16 protein-coding genes are annotated in these 19,291 nt (G+C 49.3%); 2 read left to right on the top strand and 14 right to left on the bottom strand.

Translation table 11 applies throughout. The features are described from left to right. Positions 1–8: 8 nt before the first annotated feature. From ACQ5DJ_RS16900 to ACQ5DJ_RS16870, 7 genes are read right to left on the bottom strand one after another with little or no spacing between them, the layout of a single operon-like run. A complete protein-coding gene (locus ACQ5DJ_RS16900; RefSeq protein ID WP_429843500.1) occupies positions 9–1,406 on the bottom strand; it encodes a flippase in 1,398 nt (465 codons plus the stop codon). Between the two features lie 23 nt (positions 1,407–1,429). Further along, positions 1,430–2,125, bottom strand: coding sequence for a CpsD/CapB family tyrosine-protein kinase (locus ACQ5DJ_RS16895; RefSeq protein WP_429843499.1), 696 nt, complete (start codon positions 2,123–2,125; stop codon positions 1,430–1,432). After that, positions 2,100–2,852, bottom strand: coding sequence for a YveK family protein (locus tag ACQ5DJ_RS16890; RefSeq protein ID WP_429843498.1), 753 nt, complete (start codon positions 2,850–2,852; stop codon positions 2,100–2,102). Before ACQ5DJ_RS16890 ends, ACQ5DJ_RS16895 begins: the two co-directional genes overlap by 26 nt. Continuing rightward, the gene (locus tag ACQ5DJ_RS16885; protein WP_429843497.1) at positions 2,845–3,933 is read right to left on the bottom strand and encodes an LCP family protein; all 1,089 of its coding nucleotides are present in this window, start codon (positions 3,931–3,933) and stop codon (positions 2,845–2,847) included. Before ACQ5DJ_RS16885 ends, ACQ5DJ_RS16890 begins: the two co-directional genes overlap by 8 nt. Beyond that, a complete protein-coding gene (locus ACQ5DJ_RS16880) occupies positions 3,930–5,825 on the bottom strand; it encodes a polysaccharide biosynthesis protein (protein ID WP_429843496.1) in 1,896 nt (631 codons plus the stop codon). Before ACQ5DJ_RS16880 ends, ACQ5DJ_RS16885 begins: the two co-directional genes overlap by 4 nt. Before the next feature lie 40 nt (positions 5,826–5,865). Continuing rightward, entirely contained in the window at positions 5,866–7,146 is a 1,281-nt protein-coding gene (locus ACQ5DJ_RS16875; RefSeq protein ID WP_429843495.1) for a nucleotide sugar dehydrogenase, read from the bottom strand. Next, complete coding sequence (locus ACQ5DJ_RS16870) at positions 7,139–8,122, bottom strand: NAD-dependent epimerase (protein WP_429843494.1); 984 nt, start codon at positions 8,120–8,122, stop codon at positions 7,139–7,141. Before ACQ5DJ_RS16870 ends, ACQ5DJ_RS16875 begins: the two co-directional genes overlap by 8 nt. Before the next feature lie 193 nt (positions 8,123–8,315). On the opposite strand from ACQ5DJ_RS16870, the gene ACQ5DJ_RS16865 reads away from it, so the two are divergent. Continuing rightward, the gene (locus tag ACQ5DJ_RS16865; RefSeq protein WP_429843493.1) at positions 8,316–9,854 is read left to right on the top strand and encodes a glycosyl hydrolase family 28-related protein; all 1,539 of its coding nucleotides are present in this window, start codon (positions 8,316–8,318) and stop codon (positions 9,852–9,854) included. A gap of 57 nt (positions 9,855–9,911) precedes the next feature. Here the strand turns inward: ACQ5DJ_RS16865 and ACQ5DJ_RS16860 are convergent, their stop codons facing one another. Together ACQ5DJ_RS16860 and ACQ5DJ_RS16855 are read right to left on the bottom strand one after the other, a co-directional pair. Then, positions 9,912–10,307, bottom strand: coding sequence for a hypothetical protein (locus tag ACQ5DJ_RS16860; protein ID WP_429843545.1), 396 nt, complete (start codon positions 10,305–10,307; stop codon positions 9,912–9,914). 111 nt (positions 10,308–10,418) lie between these two features. Beyond that, complete coding sequence (locus ACQ5DJ_RS16855) at positions 10,419–13,400, bottom strand: DNA translocase FtsK (protein WP_429843492.1); 2,982 nt, start codon at positions 13,398–13,400, stop codon at positions 10,419–10,421. 170 nt (positions 13,401–13,570) lie between these two features. Between ACQ5DJ_RS16855 and ACQ5DJ_RS16850 the strand changes: the two genes are divergently transcribed. Beyond that, a complete protein-coding gene (locus ACQ5DJ_RS16850) occupies positions 13,571–14,845 on the top strand; it encodes a hypothetical protein (RefSeq protein ID WP_429843491.1) in 1,275 nt (424 codons plus the stop codon). A 64-nt stretch (positions 14,846–14,909) separates the two neighbouring features. On the opposite strand, the gene cysC is transcribed toward ACQ5DJ_RS16850, so the two are convergent. The 5 genes from cysC to ACQ5DJ_RS16825 are packed head-to-tail and all read right to left on the bottom strand — an operon-like array spanning position 14,910 to position 19,284. Continuing rightward, on the bottom strand, positions 14,910–15,515 hold the full coding sequence (gene cysC / locus ACQ5DJ_RS16845; protein WP_429843490.1) for an adenylyl-sulfate kinase: 606 nt from the start codon (positions 15,513–15,515) through the stop codon (positions 14,910–14,912). 39 nt (positions 15,516–15,554) lie between these two features. After that, positions 15,555–16,694, bottom strand: coding sequence for a sulfate adenylyltransferase (gene sat / locus ACQ5DJ_RS16840; RefSeq protein WP_429843489.1), 1,140 nt, complete (start codon positions 16,692–16,694; stop codon positions 15,555–15,557). A gap of 41 nt (positions 16,695–16,735) precedes the next feature. Further along, positions 16,736–17,452: a phosphoadenylyl-sulfate reductase gene (locus ACQ5DJ_RS16835; protein WP_429843488.1), complete on the bottom strand. Its 717-nt coding sequence runs from the start codon at positions 17,450–17,452 to the stop codon at positions 16,736–16,738. 15 nt (positions 17,453–17,467) lie between these two features. Continuing rightward, positions 17,468–18,988: a uroporphyrinogen-III C-methyltransferase gene (cobA, locus tag ACQ5DJ_RS16830; RefSeq protein ID WP_429843487.1), complete on the bottom strand. Its 1,521-nt coding sequence runs from the start codon at positions 18,986–18,988 to the stop codon at positions 17,468–17,470. A 56-nt stretch (positions 18,989–19,044) separates the two neighbouring features. Further along, entirely contained in the window at positions 19,045–19,284 is a 240-nt protein-coding gene (locus ACQ5DJ_RS16825; RefSeq protein ID WP_429843486.1) for a DUF3906 family protein, read from the bottom strand. Between the last annotated feature and the right edge of the window lie 7 nt (positions 19,285–19,291).

The raw sequence follows: 19,291 nt of genomic DNA, 5'->3' as shown, positions 1-19,291 counted from the left end.
CACCTTCTTCATGACCTCGTCTCCGAGAGCGAGACGGAATATTTTTCGGATAAAAACGGGATATACCACGTGCGAAAACCAAAAAATTTGGATGCCCAATACGAAGCACAAAGATCTCGACAGATCAGACTGATCGAAGTAGCAATGGCGGCCCCGATAATTCCATACAGCGGAATGAGACAAGCATTTCCGATTATGTTTAGCGCAGCTGAACAAACAAGAATATTGCGGGCCGTTTTTTGATGCCCGGTCATCGTCAATAAGGGGATGACACTGCCTGTGCAAAAATTGACGAACTGCCCCATGCACAAAATCACAAGGACGAGGCTCTCACTCGCAAACTCTTCACCAAAAAAAGTGAGCAACGGAACGGCAAATATCGCCACGAGCAGATTAAGAGGAGCAGAGGTGTAGAATATGAGCCGATTGGCAAACGCAATCATCTTTTTCAAGCCGTCCATATCATTACGTGCGTACAGCTCAGAGAACTTGGGAGAGAGGATCGTATTGATGGAAATCAGCGCAAAGCCCGTCACCATTGCCAGACGAATGACCACACTGTATACCCCGACTGTTTTTGCATCCGTAAAAATGCCCAGCATGATCATATCTGTCCACGTCATAATTAATTCCATCGACGCACTGAGATACATGGGCAGTGCGACTGCAATAATTTCCCTCAAGCCAACCCCAGGTTCTCGCGTAGTCGGCTGTATACCGTTACGGAATCCTCGGCTCGTCGCATACCACTGCCCCATCCCATAGATGGCATTCAAGATAACAGCAGCTGCGAGCAGTTGAATCAAGAGCATCGTACTGGGTTCGAAAAAAGGAATGGCGATGAAAAGAAACGCCAAGTGCAGAAAACGCATACCGACGATATCGACAGTGATCGAGATGACAACCCGATGTAGTGCCCGAAACGCAGATGCATACAGCCTTGCGAGCGACACAAACGGAAGCATCCACGCGACGACTCGCAGTGCGTCTGCTGGCAGCTCCCCTGCAAACACGTAGGCGGACACCTGCTCTGAGAACACATGCAAAAGTACACCAAGTACAATCGAAATCAACGTCGCCCACAGCACTACTTTGTTGAATACTTCGGAAATCTGATAAAGCGAGCCTTTCGCACGAAACTCCGAGAGAAAGCGGATGATGGCTGTATCCGTCCCCAAAACGGCCAGCACCATTCCAATGTTCATCAGGGTGATCGTCAGCGAATAGATGCCCAGGCTCTCGGCTCCATACTCTCTGGCAATGTAGAACTGCAAGAGATAGAGCAGCACGAAGCCAAGGAGCCGAAACAAAAACGTGAAGGCCGAGCCACGTATCACTTCGTGAACATCGCGATCTTTATGCAGACGGTTCCATTGTCGTTGCCAAGCTAATTTGAGGGCATGCATGCCTACAAACGCCCCGCTTTCTGCTATGCGTTGTACCCATATCCGTAGTAGCCTTCTCTCTTCCCTACCTTTTTGTTGTTGAGAACAACACCGAGCAGATTGGCTCCTGCCGCTTTTAACTGCTCTACCGCTTTGACAGCAGAATCCCGCTTCGTCTTGCTTGCATCCACCACCATGACACAGCCGTCCATTTCCCTCGCCAGCACCATTGCATCGCTTACGATTAAGGGCGGGCTGTCGACAATCACAAAATCAAAGTTTTGGCGCAGATAGTCCATCAATTCCAAGAGCCGTGTCGTCCCGAGCATTTCCGCTGGATTATGCGGGATTGGCCCTGCCGTAATGATCGACAGCTCTGAAACCCCAGACGGTTGAATAATATCGGCAATCTGGCACATATCCGAAAAGTAAGAACTGATTCCATACAGATTCGGCATATCAAAGGTGAAATGTACCCGCGGATTGCGCAAGTCAAAATCAAGCAACACCGTTTTTTTGTGATCCTTTGCCATCATCAAGGACAGGTTGGCAGCAGTGATCGTTTTCCCCTCAGAAGCCCCTGGACTGGTGACTAAAATCGTTTGCATCAGCTTGTCGCCCACGGAAAACTGAATGTTTAAGCGAAGGGTACGGTAGCCCTCTACCAGTGGAGACAGCGGCTCCCAATGGGCGATCAGCTTTTGGTAACGATCATCAGGCTTCTGCCTTCTCATACTCATTCCTCACTTCCTCCACCTTGGGCTTGCGAAATGCCTTCCGCGTTTTTTTGTCAATCACCGCAATCGTTGCCAGTACAGGTAAGCCTAAATACTCCTCCACTTCTTTTTCCGATTGAAGTCGGGTATCCATCTGCACAAGCAAGAAAACGACGACCATAGACGTTGCCAACCCGAGGACAAAGGCGATCACCGAATTGAGGATCGGTTTTGGGCTCACTGGAATGGCCAACGGATTGTTTCGGGCTTCCGCTAAAATATGCACGTTGTTCATGCTAAGCATTTTGACGACTTGTTCCTGAAAGGTCGTCGCGATTGTATTGGCGATGAGCACAGCTCTGCCCTGATCTGGGTCTTCTACTGTAATGGAAATGACCTGCGAGTCCTTGACTGGCTCCACCTTCGTTTGAAGCAGCAGATCCTCCATCGTAGCGCCGGCCCCGATCACTTCGAGTACGCGTTCCATCACCCGCGGACTTTCGATAATCACACGATAGGTCTCAATTAATTTCAGATTGGAATCAATTTCCGCGACAGATAGCACGCTCTCTACGGTTGAATCCAGTGAGCGATTCACTAATATTTCCGTCTTCGCCTGATAAATCGGTGTCAGTAAATAGAAGCTCACGAGCGCTGTTCCGATGGTGCACAAAGAGGTAATCAAAAGGATCAGCTTCCATCGCTTCAACAACATCAGGAGTATTTCACGAAGATTAAGCTCCTCATTCATCCTGCTTCCCCCTTTGCCCCGCCATGCTGTCGCTTCCTTCTTTCGGCAATTGTACGGGAGGTTCGATTTGTTTTTGAAAAGTTGAAAGACTCTCGGTCAACCTCTCACGCTCTTGCGGGCTGACGATATAGTAGTAGATTCCATTGATCATTTGACCCTTTCCTTCCAAACGAATCGTCTCGACGGAGGTGACTGCCGTACTGTAGCTTAGGGCAAGCTGTTTCATCACATCAAAGGTCATGTTCGTTTTCACGTATTTCTCCATCGTCGCAAGGACGCCATTCAATCGGGTAGGCGCTGCAAGGGTTACACCTTTGTCCAGCAATGCCTTGATGATTTCCTGCTGTCTTTCGTTGCGCCCGAGGTCGCCTCTCGGATCTTCGTAGCGCATGCGAGCGTAGACTAAGGCTTGCTTCCCGTCTAACTGGATGGGACCTATTGGAAAGGTGTAATCCGCATAAGTAAAGGCAAGCTTGTTGTTGACTTCCACTCCTCCCAGCGCATCGATCACACCTGCGAATCCTTCCATATTCGCGGTCACCACGTAATCAATGGGAACTTGGAGAAACTGTTCGACGGTGTCTACTGCCTGCTGCACCCCACCGAATGCATATGCGTGATTGATCTTATCCTGAGTACCTTTGTGAGGCATAGCGGTTCGCGTATCACGCGGTATGCTGATGAGCAACGCAGATTTCGTTTTCGGGTTAACGGAGAGTACGAGGATGACATCAGAGCGCCCCTTGTCATTCTCTCGTTCATCAACACCAAGAAGCAGCAGGGTGATCGGTTCTTTGGGCAAGATAGCGGAGTTCTCCACTTCAGCCGCAGGCGTTGTAGTTGCTTCTTGGGAATTCACGGTCGGCGATTGCCTCACAGTTGCTGGTTCAGTCGCTAATGGTACCTCGACAGATTTCTGCGTGCGGATAGGGAGGTACATTTTGCTGGCCGTTTCTTTTACCGACAGATAGACATACACACCATAACCACTCAAGCTGATGAGACAAATCAATCCCCCCCATACAAGCAGCCGCTTCCACTTTATCGTGGCAATCTTTTCCTTCCATTTGCTGACGCTCATCCGATCGCCACTTGATAAGGGACTGGGGTAGACTCTTCCTTCACGTAAGAAGTGGATTGATAGCCAGGAACGATCCCTTGCAAAATTTCGATAATGGATTGTTTGTCCTCCATCGTCGCTCCCTTGTCTGCAATTTGCTCTAACCGGGCGATCCCTGCCAATAGCTCATTCCAGGAAAAATCGAGTGGCTTCCCAATGAAGATGCGATTATGGCAAGTAGACGACAAGCCTTCTTCCGCCGTCAAAATTTCTTCGTACAGCTTCTCACCCGAACGAACTCCCGTGAATACGACCGGAATATCCTTCCCAGGCTCCAAGCCTGCCAAGCGAATCAAGTCGAGGGCCATATCGACAATTTTGACCGGTTTCCCCATATCGAGAATGAATATTTCCCCTCCCTGAGCGAGTGCTCCCGCCTGGATGACGAGCTGGGCAGCCTCAGGAATGGTCATAAAGAATCTCTCCATATCTGGATGCGTAATAGTAATCGGTCCACCTGCCCGGATTTGATTGAGAAAAACAGGAACGACACTTCCCCTGCTCCCCAGGACATTTCCAAAACGAACAGCCGCAAACCGGGTAAGTCCGACATGGTTATAACCCTGGATCAGAAGCTCAGCGATCCTTTTCGTGGCGCCCATCACACTGGTTGGATTCACTGCCTTGTCCGTCGAGATCAGGATAAAATGAGAGACGCTGGTTTCCAACGCGCATTCCGCAACGTTTTTCGTACCCAGAATGTTATTTTTTAATGCCTCACACGGGTTGTTCTCCATTAACGGCACATGCTTGTGAGCTGCCGCATGAAAAACAACGGCGGGACGATACTCATGCATAATCGAAGCAATTCTTTGTCTGTCACGAATATCTGCAATCAGGCTGACCGTCTCCTGCTCAGGAAACAAACGCGAGAGCTCCAGGCTCATTTCAAAAATGCCGTTCTCTTCATTCCCCAAGAGAAGAAGTTTCCTTGGACCAAATCTAGCTATTTGTCTACAAAGCTCGGACCCAATCGAGCCGCCCGCTCCTGTCACTAGTACGACTTGCTGCCGCAAGTACCCCGTAATCTCTTCCAGATTGACTTGAACAGGCTCCCTTCCCAATAAATCCTCCAGCGCTACATCCCGAATCATGTTCATCGTGATTTTTCCGCTGATGATGTCTGCAACGTGCGGCAAAATTTTGACGCTCGCTCTCGTCGTTTTGCAAATATCGAAAATATCCTTAATCGTCTGTCGGGAAGCGGATGGCATGGCAATCACGATGTCTGATATGGAAAGTCGTTGCACCACGCGGGCGATATCAGCCCGATTCCCTACAACTGGCAGGCCGTACACGCGCAGATTTTGTTTGCTGGGCTCATCATCGATAAAGGCAACTGGACGCAGCTCCGACAAAGGCGAGGTTTTCATCTCTCTGGCTACGAGCACACCTGCGCTACCTGCCCCGATAATTAATGTGCGCCTGCGATCCTGGGTTCTTTTCTCCCGCTCTTCATACCACCACTTCCATACAAACCGGGAGCCTGTGATCCCAAACAAGACAAAGGCTAGCGTCATGAGAAAGAGTGAGGTGGGAAATCGGATGGACCAACCAAGCAGGAACGTCATTTTCAGTACCAGGTAGAGAGCCAAAACGGAAAAGCTCGTAGCTAAAATGATCGAGACCAGTTCGCGAACACTGACATAGCGGAAAACAGGTCGATAGAGTTGAGCAAAGTGCATGCCTGTCACGACGAACAGTACGTGGCCCATCATCAAATACACAGGTTGATATTCGCTTATCTCCGTGAAAGAAAAATCAAATCGAACCAGGCATGCCAACCAGACAGCCAAGCTGATAATTCCTGCGTCCGATAAGCTTAACCAGAATCTTCTCTTCCGGTAGCTCATATTCATCCGCTCCAGGTGATCGTTATCCAAAGAATGGTCATCATAAACGCCACAGGCTAATTTCTGCCGGGCATGTTTCGCGATTTAGCACGCTTTTCACGTCTGCGATGACACCTTGCCCCTGATGCAAGAGCCCGGCAAGCTCCTCCCATCCCAGGTGCAGATATCGCTCATGAGGTACGGCCAATACGATTCCGTGGGCAGGCTGCAGGTCTTCCCATTCTCGCAATTGAATACCGTACTCCTCTCTCGTCCGCTCTGGACAAGCCAATTCATCTGTCACTTGGACCTCTACTCCGAACTCCTTTAGTTCCTGAACAATGTCGATGACCCGGCTATTGCGAATGTCCGACACGTTTTCTTTGAAGGTGATACCCATGATCGTAATCCGCGAGCCTTGAATCGCAATATTTTGCCAGATCATTTGTTTCACGAGTGAAGTCGCAACGAACTTGCCCATTCCGTCATTGATCCGTCGGCCTGCCAGTATGACCTGCGGATGATAACCGACACTCTCCGCCTTATATGTCAAATAGTACGGATCGACGCCAATGCAATGACCACCGACGAGTCCTGGAGAGAACGGAAGGAAGTTCCATTTAGTCCGTGCTGCTTCTAGTACATCTGCCGTAGAAATGCCCAAACGGTCAAAAATAATCGAGAGCTCATTGATCAAGGCGATATTGATGTCACGTTGCGTGTTCTCAATCACCTTGGCTGACTCAGCCACCTGAATCGAAGGTGCTTTGTGAATACCCGCCTCTACAATCAACTCATACATCTCAGCAATCGTTTCACACGTCTGGCGATCTTGCCCGGAAACGACCTTGACGATCTGGGATAATCTCCGTTCCCGATCTCCCGGATTAATTCGTTCAGGTGAGTAGCCGACGAAAAAATCAATCCCCGCCAGCTTTCCAGACGCTTCTTCCAACACAGGAATACAAATTTCTTCTGTTGCCCCTGGATAAACTGTCGATTCATAGACGACGATGGTCCCGGAAGTCAGATGTTGCCCAACGCTTTCAGACGCGAGAATGAGCGCCCGCATATCGGGCCGTTTCGCAGAATCGACAGGAGTGGGTACCGTGATGATGATAAAATCGCACGCTGCGAGAGTTGCGGGGTCATCTGTATACGTGATGTTAGCTCGCTCTAGCTCATCCGTCGACATCTCTCCCGTTTCATCCATTCCGCTTTCCAGACTGCGTATGCGTCTTTCGTCTATGTCAAAACCAACTACTGGGAGCACTTGCCCAAAAGCAATCGCGACAGGCAGTCCTACATATCCAAGACCTACTACTCCTACTTTTTTACGCATGAGCCACACCATAATAGCTGAAGTACCAATCTACAAAGCGAGATATCCCCACATCGACTGGTGTTTTCGGTCGAAAGCCTGTCGCCTCATACAGAGCTTCCACTGACGCATAGGTAGCAGGAACATCCCCCGGCTGGATGGGCAAATAGTCGCGAACAGCCTTTTTACCCAGCTTCTCTTCCAGAATCGAGAGAAACGTAAGCAAATCGATCGGCTGGTGATTCCCGATGTTGAACACCTCATGCGGGGCCTTATCTCCCTCGCTTTGGGGAATTCGATTCATCAGTCGCAGCATCCCTTCGACAATATCGTCCACATACGTAAAGTCTCTTGTCATGTTGCCGTAGTTGAAAATGCGGACAGGCTCTCCCGACAAAATCGCCTTGGTAAACGTATAGAGCGCCATATCGGGTCGTCCCCAAGGCCCATATACCGTAAAGAAGCGAAGACCCGTCGCAGGCAGACCATATAAATGACTATAGGTATAGGCCATCAGTTCATTGGCTTTTTTCGTTGCTGCGTACAAGCTGACCGGCTCATCTACGGGATCATACTCAGCAAATGGTAGCTTTGTATTCCCTCCGTAGACGGAGCTTGAGGATGCATAGAGCAAATGCCTGACTCTCGACCGTCGGCACCCTTCCAACATGTTCAGAAACCCGGTGATATTGGAGGTCGTATAAGCATGAGGATTTTCCAGACTGTACCTGACGCCCGCTTGAGCGGCCAAGTGAATGACAATCTCCGGCTCCATTTCTCGGAACAACTCGTCCATTTTGCTCTGATCTGCAATATCCGCTTTGATAAAACGAAATGATGGATACGCTTGGAGGATTTCCAGTCGTTTGCTCTTCAAGACCGGGTCGTAATACTCATTGCAATTATCTACCCCCCACACCGTCTGTCCTTGTTCCAAAAGCCGTCGTGTTACATGAAAACCGATAAATCCAGCTGCGCCTGTCACCAAAATCGACATACTATCCACCTCTTTGCTTATTCATACGGAGGTTCTAGGACAAATATGCCAGTGGCTGAACGAAGTTTATGGAACACATTTTTTATGTAGTCCATGCCCTTTTTACTAAATGGTTGTCAACATTTGAGAAATGGTTGAATGAAATGAAAAGAAGACAATCTTGTCTACCCATTTTTTGGAGGAGAATGCTTTTATGTGGATTGATGTAAAAACGTACGGAGCAAAGGGGGATGGAGTGACCGACGATACCCAATCAATCCAGGCTGCCTTGACTGCTGCTCTGAACCTGCAGATTCCATTATTTTTCCCTGCTGGCACCTACATCATAGAACCAAACAAGCTGGAGGTCATCCTAGGAACAGGAAAAAGCCTAGTGATGCTGGGAATCGGTCCTTATTCCGTGTTAAAAAGGAAAGCCAATTCAACTGCAGCAGATTGGCGCTGGCTCTTCTCGATTACTTCGATAGATGGTGATGCGGATTCTTTTGTAGTCACCAACTTGAAGATTGATTCCAATGCCAGAGCAAACCCGCTACCTCCCGATCCTTACGATTACGAGCATAGCGCCGATTTCTACATTCGTGGTGCCGGTCCTAGCAGCTATATCAATTACGTAGCGCTACGACAAGTTTGGTGTACGGATGGAATCGCCGACCATTTTTACTTTGCCGGCGAAACGAACTCCTATGTCCGCACTGTGCAAATTACCGATTTTTACAGTGACAACCGCAAGCGTACACGCTCAGATATTACGGTGACGGGTGGCCTGGAACGTCTGAATGCAGCGAATGTAGCGTGTGATCGTTTTGAGGTCGAGCTCAATGCAGGATTCGACGGAGCCACACCCATGTTCGTAAACCTGAGCAATATCTCTTGCCGTCAACAGCTCGACTTGGAGGGAGATCTGTCCTCCCCGATGGTCGTGCAAGCTAGTCACCTTGTTTCGCTCGCCAGCTTCAGTCTCACTGGCATGACAGGCTGTATCAGCTCCTCGGTTTTCTATACGGCACCTGATCAGAAAAATCGGGTGAACTTTATGAAAAACATGACCTTCAGTAACTGTCGCTGGGTATTGCATACGATCGAACAAGGAAGTACAAAGACAGTTGGTACCGGCCTGACCGTGGATTATTCGGATGTAGGTCTTGTATTTGATGGCTGTAGCTTCGAGGCCAATGATACGGCGACTTCCATAGGCGGCTATGCCTTGAGCTTGGAGCCATGGGATGTACTCGCCGAGAGACAAATTACCGTGAGAAACTGTTCGTTTGACCCCCGGCTGACCCAAAACATTTCGTTGAATCGCTGCGGAAATGTCTCCCTCGTAAACAACCGTTATTCTGGTTCCGATCACGCGATCATGCTCTACGGCACTGGAACGTACCCACTGGTAGTCACCGTGGATGATGGCGACTTCAGCCAGGTTACTGGAAAAATGTTTTATCACAAGTCTTCGGATAAAATAACCCTCTCCATGAAAAACCTCCCTGTTCCTGTTTCCCTCACTAGCGGCTACAAATCCGAAAACTCTACCTATATCCCAACTGTTTCTATCAACGAACGTGTGGTGTATGTCGCAGCAGCCCCCAGCGCCTCCGTCAAATACGGCGGTCTCAAAGGAGATACACTACGCTTGATCACTCCTGTAAACAATCAACCATGCGAATGGATTGCGACTACGACAAATAAGACTGCCTGCACCTGGCTATCGACCAAAACGGCCAAAAGCTAAGGGGAATGAAAAACATCCATCTTGCCCCTCGTTGTGGGATAGATGGATGTTTGTTATTTAGGCAATACGCTCCAGATCCGGATTGTAGCGTTTCACATAGGTATAAATTTCTTCCCCAAGCAATTGCGTTCTCACGAGCTCATCTATCTGTTCACTCAAATGCTGGGTGAGTTGATTGGTTCCATTTTCGATGCGTCTTTTGGCAGCCTCAGGCAGTGTCAATACATGTGGTACGAGCAATTGCAGATACCAAACGCCCTTTTCTTCCTCGGAGACATCGATCTCCAGTTCCATGTCCGAACTGTCGAAATCGTACAGCTGGTTAAAGAGCGACTCCCTTTTTTCCAGCGTCATTGCGGCAATGTCGATTTTTTCCACGCTCAAATAATACTCTTCATTGAACAAGACAATTTTGTCGTCAATCTCCTGATACTTTTTCGCCAGCGGATTCATCGTCATCGGTCCTTTCCATCTCACATCTATCCTATAGCATACTACCTTACTGAATATTTAGGCAACTCATCCGTGTAGAAAGGGCCTTGCTCCATGCAAGACCCTTGATTATTACAGGAGTGTCGATCCCTCTACTACGGCTTGTGCGTCCTCCTTGGAAATAAGGACAGCGCGAGCCTTACCGCCGCTTTGTCCTGCCACGTACCCATCTGCCTCCATCATTTCGATGAGACGGGCAGCACGGTTATATCCGACGCGGAAACGGCGTTGCAATCCAGATGCAGAAGCTTGTCCCTGATCGGCCACGAACACGAGTGCTTCCAGATACAACGGATCATCTCCACTGTCAAACGATGCAACCTGCTGCTCCAAATCTTCTTTGCTGAAAATGTACGCAGGCTTTCTTTGCTTTTTGATCATATGTGTGATTCGCTCGATCTCGTCATCTGAAACGAAGTTCCCTTGCAGACGAACCGGAGTCGTGCCGCTCTCAAGGAACAGCATGTCCCCTCTACCCAACAGGCGTTCTGCCCCAGACTGATCGAGAATCGTGCGCGAGTCAACTTGGGAGAACACGGCAAAAGCAAGACGAGTCGGTACGTTTGCCTTGATGTTTCCGGTAATAACATCTACGGATGGGCGCTGTGTCGCCAGAAGCAAATGAATACCGCAAGCACGTGCCTTCTGAGCGATCCGGATAATGCAATCCTCCACATCCTGCGGCGAGACCATCATCAAGTCAGCCAACTCATCGATGATAATCACGATATAAGGCAGCTGATCATCTGTCGTCTGATTGTAGCGGTCAATATCGCGAACACCCGCATCTACGAATAGCGCATAGCGCTTCTCCATTTCTTCCACGGCCCACTTGAGAGAAGCCGTTGCTTGCTTGGCCTCTGTCACGACAGGCGTAACCAGATGAGGCAAATGATTGTAAGGGGCGAGCTCCACCATTTTCGGATCGATCAAGAGCAATCGCACCTGCTCAGGAGTCGCCTTGTACAGCAGACTGACGATGATAGAGTTGATGCAGACACTTTTACCCGAGCCGGTCGAGCCGGCAATCAAACCGTGCGGCATCTTTTTAATATCCGCAATAATCGGCTCTCCGCCGATGTCCATACCGAGTGCGACCGCCATCGGAGAGGAATGCTCCTGAAACTTGTCTGAGCTGATGATCTTTTCGATTAATACAGGCTGGCTGGACATATTTGGGACTTCGATTCCGATGGCATTGCGACCTGGAATCGGTGCCTCAATTCGAATATCTTTGGCAGCCAAATTCAGCTTGATATCGTCAGTCAAACCCGTAATCTTGTTCACTTTTACGCCAGGAGCCGGTTGCAGCTCAAAGCGCGTCACGGATGGGCCTTTGACAATCCCTACTACTTGAGCGCTGACATTGAAATTGGCGAGCGTCTCTTCCAATAACAGCTTTTGAATTTGGGTATGCTCATCGTCGTCATCGCTAACCGGCGGGCTCGGATTCAGCAGTCCCAAATCCGGCAAGGCGTATGGCGGCTGTGCTGACTCTACTCCTTGGTCTGCTTCATTTGACGATTCTTTTACCGAAGCTGACGCAGGTTGCTTCGTCAGGGATGTATGAGACATGTTCACCGTCTGTGCAGCGGATGAAGCAGGGACAGGGACTGGAACGGATTCTGGTATCGTTTCTGCAACTGGTTCTACAATCGGTTCCACAGATTCCACAACTGGTTCCACAATTTGCTGATCAATAGATTCAGGTTCAGTTGGCTCAGTAGTTTCTGTTTGCTCTGTTTGCTCTGACGTATCTTCGGAAACCGAACCCACTTCTGCTGAACTGAGCTCCTGTGGTGAATCTACTTCTGCTCTTTCTAGCAAACGGCTAATTGCAGATGCATAGGCAGGCTCTTCGACGCCATCGCTTTCTAGCTCTGTGTCGACTTGTTGATTCTCCTCCCCAACAGAAGGAGACTCCACGTGATCGCCATCATTCTCGCTCTCCACCTGCACAACCGCACTGCGTGTAGTGATCAGTTTATGCTCGGCTTCCTCGTGGGCTAGCTGTTCTTCCATCGTTTGAGAGTAGTCTGTCGATTCTGATTGCCCAATAGCCACCGATACCTCTTCTTCCGCATTCTCCCGAGCTACAGTCTCTTCGACTTTTGGCTCAAAAGCATCAGAATCAGAATCTTGCAGATCCGTAGCTTGCGACTCCGTATCTACCATTTTTCCTGCTATTTCTTCTGCTACCGTCTCTTCTATTTGTACGGAAGCAACAACCTCTCGTTCTGAATCAAGAGCTTCTGCCACAGCAGACTCCGAAGCAGTCTCTTCTCTTTCGTTATGTACAGATTCATCTCCAACAACAACATGTTGCGGTTCATTTTGCTCAAAAGAAGTAGACTCTTGCTCCTCTGGAAAATACCGCTCGCTCATCTCTTGTTCCCATTGCTTCATCTGCTGCAAATGCTCTTCTTGCTCCTGACGCGGATAAATGATTCCCGCAGTCGTATGAATCCGATGCTCTGCCTCGCGCGTCGCCGAGGTTATCTTCCCATAAACAGGGGAAACGATTTCAGACGGCTGGTAGGCACGCTTTTCTTCTGTAGAAAAAACGGGTCTCGTTACTTTTTCCGGTTCTTTTTGCAGCGTACGGTTTGGACGTTGCGGTATCTCGATGTTGTTTTTGATAAGCTCAGGTTTCTTTTTCTCGAAAACAGGCTCTGTCTTTGTTTCTAGCACACGTTCATTTGCTGGCCGCACGGTTTCACGCTTGGGCTCATATCGTTCACGAGGTGCCTGCTGGCGACTGCGTTCATTCGATTCGGCAGGATTTACGCTATGATTACGCTTCTTGTCCAAATAGTCATCCGGGACAACTGGGAAACGAAATTGACGCTCTCTTCTTTGACGCACATTGTCTTCTATATCTCGATTGCTTACCCGTTCTTTTGGGTAGATGCTTTTTGTTTTCGCCTGAGGCTGAGGCTGACGGGGAACGGGATTACCTGTTGGGTTACCAGTACCTGCTGGACGACCTTCTTCCTCTATTTCTTCTCTTTCTCCCTGAAAAAAGTTCATCAGCTTTTGAAGCCACGACCACATGTTGCAACGCCCTTTCTTCACTAACCATCTTTTCCCCTTCATCTTACCACGAAAATGGGGCAGAATTAGCTGGATTGTGATTTTTTTCCGTTTTTGCGAAACCTTTTCTCTATTTGTGCGTAGAAGAAGAGGGGAATAAAAAAATAATATACATAGGGGAGGAACACATCATGTGGAAAAAAGGAAGCGCCCTTCTGGTGGCAGGTACTGTATTGCTAACCGGTTGTGCTGGCGAGGCATCCCTGGTGCGTGATTCTATCGTAGCAACAATTGACAAGCCAAACTATGATTTTGAAGGCTCCTTGAAGCTGACAGGCGACGTTGAGAAATTGCCTGAAGCATTCGGAGAAACGGCTGACAAAGAAGGAACGGCGTTGTTGTCCGCTTTGAAAGCAGGCGTAACAGTAAAAGGCTCCCAACTGGATCTGGACACTGTGAAGTTTGAAGTAGAAGTAAAAGACGACAAACTCCTGCGCGACAACAAGCTCTGGGCAGGCGACAAAAAAGCATCTGTTGAAACGATCGTTGACGAAGATAAAGTCTACGTGAAGTCTCCACTGGACAGCAAGTACTTGGTAATCGATTCGAGCTCATCCAATCCTTTCATGGCTGAATTTGGCGGCTCTGATGCTGCTAACGCTGCGAAGCTGAAAGACTACCAAGACAAAATGAACGACCTTACTTTCAACTTTGTTAAAAAGTATGTAAGTAAATATGGCTATACATTGACAGACGCGAAAAACCATGGCAAACAATCCGTTACATTGCCGAACGGTGAAAAAGTAGAAGCGACTCACGTAACTGTAAAAATCGACGCAAAAGAACTCGTGAAAATGTTCTTCTTCACAGCTAACGATGCAGTAGCTAGCAAAGAAGTGAAAAATTTTGCGATCGATATGATGGTACTGACCACTTCCATGACAGAAGATCTGTATCCAGAACTGGGCAAGAAAACTACAGAAGCTGAAAAGCGTGCAAATGCAGAAGCAATGATCAACGAGAGCATGGCTGAAGCGAAAAAATGGTTGGATGAAACAGGTAAAGTATACACACCTGAAAAAATCGTAGAAGAAATGAAAAAAGAAGGCTTCCACAAGCTCGCTTGGAACCTCGACTTCTACATCGACAGCAACAAAATGCCTGTGAAACAAACAAGCGATCTGAGCGTAACTTTCCAAGCTCCTGAAATGAAGCAAGCAGTGACAATCGGTCTGGCTGCTGATCAATATGCATACAACTTCGGAAAAGCAACCAAGTTCAATGCACCAGCAAAAGATGCTGGTCTGACTGTAGAACAGCTGGTGAAAGATGAAAAAGCAATCAACAGCTTTAGCGACAAAGGCTTTGTTCGTCCAATCGCTGAAAGCATGGTTGATCAACAAAAATGGATGGAAGAATTGGCTGAGGATCTGGAAGTTGAAGAAGCAGCGACCACTACGAAGTAATATTTTTCCTCACGAAAAAAGCACGGCGCCTCTCGCGTCGTGCTTTTTTTACATCTCCATCAAACTAGAGAATCTTGTGCTCTTCCAGGTATGTAAGGACAATCTGGACAGATTCTTCAATCGTCTGCTTGTCGCTCTCAATGACCAGTTCCGCTTGAATCGGCTCTTCATACGGTGCTGAAATCCCCGTAAACTGACCAATCTCTCCGCTTCTCACTTTTTGGTATAATCCTTTTACATCCCGGCGCTCACACTCACCCAATGAACATTTTACATACACCTCGATGAATTCTCCCGCCTCTACCAGATTACGCGCAAGCTCCCGGTCTTCCCGATAGGGAGAGATAAATGCCGTCAAGGTAATCACGCCTGCATCTACGAACAGCTTCGTGACCTCGCCAATTCGGCGAATATTTTCCCGTCTGTCCTCTGCCCCAAACCCCAATCCGCGGTTTAAGCCGTGACGTATATTGTCACCATCCAGTACGTAACTGGCTAGTCCTCTTTGATGCAGTTCGTGTTCGACTGCATTGGCCAACGTCGATTTACCAGCACCAGACAGCCCTGTAAACCATAAGACACAGCTTTTGTGGCCTATACGCTTTTGACGGTCATGTTTGGTTACCGTCGTCGGATGCCATACGATATTCGCGGTGCCCTCTCTACTCATCTTCTCTCTCCTCTCTTACAACCACTTTCTTCTAGCCGATTATACGGACACCGGTCGCAGCCCTTCGATCAATACCTGTGCGACCTCAGGACGGCTAAATTGAGGCGGTGGAGCCTCGCCGCGCGCCAGCATTTCCCTCACCTTTGTCCCGGACAGCGCGACATGATGCTCACTATCATGCGGGCATGTTTTGGTAGAGGCCATGTTTTCGCAGCTCTTGCAATAAAAGCTGTTCTCGAAAAATAATGGCGTAATCCCTAGTTCCTCTGGCTGGAACTGGCGGAAAATATGCTGGGCATCGTATGTCCCGTAATAGTTGCCAACACCGGCGTGGTCCCGACCTACAATAAAATGAGTGCAGCCGTAATTCTTCCTCACCAATGCGTGAAAAATCGCTTCCCGCGGTCCTGCATAACGCATGGCGGCTGGGAACACGGCCAACTCTACCCGGGTAGCCGGATAGTATTTTTCCAGCAATACCTGATAACTGTTCATCCGCACATCAGCAGGGATGTCATCTGCCTTCGTTTCGCCCACGAGAGGATTCAAAAAGAGACCATCGACGATTTCGAGAGCTGACTTCTGAATGTATTCATGCGCGCGGTGGACTGGGTTGCGTGTCTGAAAGCCAACAATCGTTTTCCAGCCCTTCTCGGCAAATCTTTCTCTCGTTTGTGCAGGATCGAAGTGATAGCTACCAAAGCGACCTTTTTCGGTGCGCTTTACCAACGTAATGGGGCCAGCCAAATAAACGGCGGGACGCTCCAGCAGCTTTTTCACCCCAGGATGATTCGTATCGTCGGTGCCATAGACAAGCCGGGCTTCTCGCTCCTTGTCAGGTGAATAAATATCGGTGATCGCAAGAATGCCATAGACCGAACCTTGATGGCTCAACCGCACCTTGTCTCCGATCTGTAAGGCTCCTGCGACAGTGGTCGAGACCGGGAGTGTAATCGGAATGCTCCAAACCGTACCATCTGCCAGTCGCATCTGCTCTACGACAGAAATATAATCCGCCCGATTCAAAAATCCCTCAAGCGGACTGTAGCCCCCAATCCCGATTAACTCCAGATCTGCGAGTGCAAATGCATCTACCTCTACCTCATGCGTAGTCACCGACAAGTCTGCCTGTGGGTCAAAACGGTTTACCAGCTCTCGTCCGTGAGGTTTCCCACTCATACAAAAGCCCTCCTATCCTTGGTTTGTTCTTCTCTTTCTAGTTACCTTGCGAGATGCAAGCCACATTCCGTTTTCCCTGCTTGTGCCCAGCGTCCTGCTCTCGAATCCTCGCCCTCTTTTACAGGACGAGTACAAGGAGCGCAGCCGATGCTCGGATAGCTCTGGTCATGAAGAGAGTTGTACGGCAATTCAAATGCCCGAATGTACTGCCACACTTCCTCCGACTTCCAATGAATGAGCGGACAAATTTTTAGCGACTGGAATTTTTCATCGCGATTGATAAACGCGACATTCGCTCTCGTGGCCGACTGCTCTCTGCGTAGTCCTGACAACCATGCAACCGCTCCGGTCAGCACACGTTCCATCGGCTGTACTTTGCGGATATGGCAGCACATATCCGGCTGCCTGCTCCACAATGCTTCGCCATGGAGGTCTGCCTGCTGTGCCAGCGTGATGTCCGGCTGCTTGACCGTTATCTGCAACGCCGGATACCTCGCTCTCACCTGCTCAATTAAGCTGTACGTCTCGGAAAAGTGGAGATTGGTATCCAAAAAAGTGACCTTGGCATCCTTTTTCACATCGCTGATCATATCGAGCAGCACCATGGCCTCGGCCCCAAAGCTACAAGAATAAATCAAATCATCTGAAAACATTTTGTAGGCCCATTTAATTACATCTATGGTGTCGCCCTTTTCGAGACTACTATTGATGGAAGCGAGTTGTTCCTCTGTAGCTGACGCAAAATTCAGCTGGCTCATGTGCCCCCTCCTTGATCATTCAGCGTACGATCCTTCCTGCGAACCGGTCGTCGACAAGACAAGAGTCTGCCCACGCTTGACATGGTCGCGCCACGCCATGAGCTTATTTATTTGGATCGCATTTTCTGCATGGCTGCTCACAATTTGCCAGCCCATTTCTCTCGCTGCATCTGTTGTTTCCTTCCCGATACATACGATCGGTGTCTTTGACCAAGCATCGCCGGCGAATTGCGCCAGAGCTGACAGCGTATGAGCGTCATCCGTCGCTAGCCAATCAAATGACAATCCTGCCTTTTTCGCACCGCGGTGCTTCTCATCCCATTCCACCGTGCCCGCTTGGATCACTTGAATCACTTTGCCGTGGCCCAGCGTAATTCTTTTCGGCTTCCTTGCCCCTACGTAAAGCACCTGCTCTTCTTTTTCCAAGGCAAGCAGGTCAGGGAATGCGAGCAGTGATGTGTTTTCATCCAGCACCAAGTCCGGATATATCCCCCGTTTCTCGAAAGCCTCAAAAGCCCGTTGTCCACATACAGCCAGCTTGCTCGTCAAGCGTCGTACATCATAACGCTGTTGTCGCAAGGCAGAAGTAAAAAAGGATACTTGCTGTTCATTTTCGAAGACGAGCCAACGATAAGTGGCAAGCTCTGTCAATGGTGTGTCAAACGTGCAACGCTCGATCAAAGAAATCGGTAGAACTTCGGCGCCCAACTGCTCCAAGGCAATCACAAGCTCGCTATTTCCTTCATCGTTTGCTCGACCTGCAACGGCTACCCGTTGTCCGAACAAGGGGCGTGATTCGTACCAATTCAGCGATTCCCGCAAACGAACGACCTCACCTATGATAATGATAGCGGGTGCGGCAAAGCGAGCCTGCTCGACTTCCTTATCTATCGTCCCAAGCTTGCCGATCAACGTCTCCTGCTCACGCACCGTCCCCCAGCGCACGAGAGCAACGGGCGTATGGACGTCTTTTCCATGCGCAAGCAGGCGCTCCCTGATGCGAGGGAGATTTTTCACACCCATGTAGATGACCAACGTTTCCATCGAGGCGAGGGCTGCCCAGTCCGGTTCCTTTCCCGTATTTTTTTCACACAAATGTCCGGTGACAAATGCAACGGAAGAGTTGTAGTCACGATGAGTCAGCGGAATACCCGCATAGAGCGGAGCCGCCATCCCGGAAGTAATCCCTGGGACGATCTCAAACGGAATAGAATGGTCACGGCACATCTGCGCTTCCTCTCCTACCCGCCCAAACATGCTCGGATCCCCGCCCTTCAGTCGAACGACATATTTCCCCTTTTGAGCTTCCCGGATGAGCAGGAGGTTGATCTCTGCTTGCGGCAATGTATGATGATCGGCCTCTTTCCCGCAATAGATGAGATTGGCTCCCTTTTTTGCGTACGAGAGAAGCTGCGGGCTTGCTAGGCGATCGTACACAATCACATCCGCAAGACGAAGCGACTCCATGCCGCGAATCGTCAGCAGCTTGGGGTCACCAGGACCTGCTCCGACAAAAACGACCCTGCCTGTGTTCATTACGAATCCGTCCTCCTTGCTGCTTGGTTCCTTCACAGGAAGAGCCCTCGCCGTATTTATACAAACGTAGAGGTTTCCACTACGTACCCGACTCCTTGGCGTCCGAGCGGCTTCTTTTCCACCAGGCTCAGCTCTTTGATACGAGGTGGCACTATCGTATGTCGCAAAAGATTGTTCTCAGCAGAAGAGAAGGCTTGCTCATCCGTTTTGGCGATGACCACAACCGTCAGTATCCGCCCTTCCTCTAGCACGGCTTCCAGCTTGTAAAGGTAGCTCTCTGTTTGTTCCTCTCCCATGACAATT

The sequence above is a fragment of the Brevibacillus sp. FIR094 genome (genome assembly GCF_050477165.1).
In the GTDB taxonomy this organism is placed as follows: Bacteria; Bacillota; Bacilli; order Brevibacillales; family Brevibacillaceae; genus Brevibacillus.
This window is presented reverse-complemented; position numbering and strand designations above follow the sequence as displayed.

Coding starts and splice junctions, on each gene's coding strand:
- ACQ5DJ_RS16900 (WP_429843500.1), bottom strand. CDS start 1,406: ATGCATGCCCTCAAATTAGCTTGGCAACGACAATGGAACCGTCTGCAT.
- ACQ5DJ_RS16895 (WP_429843499.1), bottom strand. CDS start 2,125: ATGAGTATGAGAAGGCAGAAGCCTGATGATCGTTACCAAAAGCTGATC.
- ACQ5DJ_RS16890 (WP_429843498.1), bottom strand. CDS start 2,852: ATGAATGAGGAGCTTAATCTTCGTGAAATACTCCTGATGTTGTTGAAG.
- ACQ5DJ_RS16885 (WP_429843497.1), bottom strand. CDS start 3,933: ATGAGCGTCAGCAAATGGAAGGAAAAGATTGCCACGATAAAGTGGAAG.
- ACQ5DJ_RS16880 (WP_429843496.1), bottom strand. CDS start 5,825: ATGAGCTACCGGAAGAGAAGATTCTGGTTAAGCTTATCGGACGCAGGA.
- ACQ5DJ_RS16875 (WP_429843495.1), bottom strand. CDS start 7,146: ATGCGTAAAAAAGTAGGAGTAGTAGGTCTTGGATATGTAGGACTGCCT.
- ACQ5DJ_RS16870 (WP_429843494.1), bottom strand. CDS start 8,122: ATGTCGATTTTGGTGACAGGCGCAGCTGGATTTATCGGTTTTCATGTA.
- ACQ5DJ_RS16865 (WP_429843493.1), top strand. CDS start 8,316: ATGTGGATTGATGTAAAAACGTACGGAGCAAAGGGGGATGGAGTGACC.
- ACQ5DJ_RS16860 (WP_429843545.1), bottom strand. CDS start 10,307: ATGAATCCGCTGGCGAAAAAGTATCAGGAGATTGACGACAAAATTGTC.
- ACQ5DJ_RS16855 (WP_429843492.1), bottom strand. CDS start 13,400: ATGTGGTCGTGGCTTCAAAAGCTGATGAACTTTTTTCAGGGAGAAAGA.
- ACQ5DJ_RS16850 (WP_429843491.1), top strand. CDS start 13,571: ATGTGGAAAAAAGGAAGCGCCCTTCTGGTGGCAGGTACTGTATTGCTA.
- cysC (WP_429843490.1), bottom strand. CDS start 15,515: ATGAGTAGAGAGGGCACCGCGAATATCGTATGGCATCCGACGACGGTA.
- sat (WP_429843489.1), bottom strand. CDS start 16,694: ATGAGTGGGAAACCTCACGGACGAGAGCTGGTAAACCGTTTTGACCCA.
- ACQ5DJ_RS16835 (WP_429843488.1), bottom strand. CDS start 17,452: ATGAGCCAGCTGAATTTTGCGTCAGCTACAGAGGAACAACTCGCTTCC.
- cobA (WP_429843487.1), bottom strand. CDS start 18,988: ATGAACACAGGCAGGGTCGTTTTTGTCGGAGCAGGTCCTGGTGACCCC.
- ACQ5DJ_RS16825 (WP_429843486.1), bottom strand. CDS start 19,284: ATGGGAGAGGAACAAACAGAGAGCTACCTTTACAAGCTGGAAGCCGTG.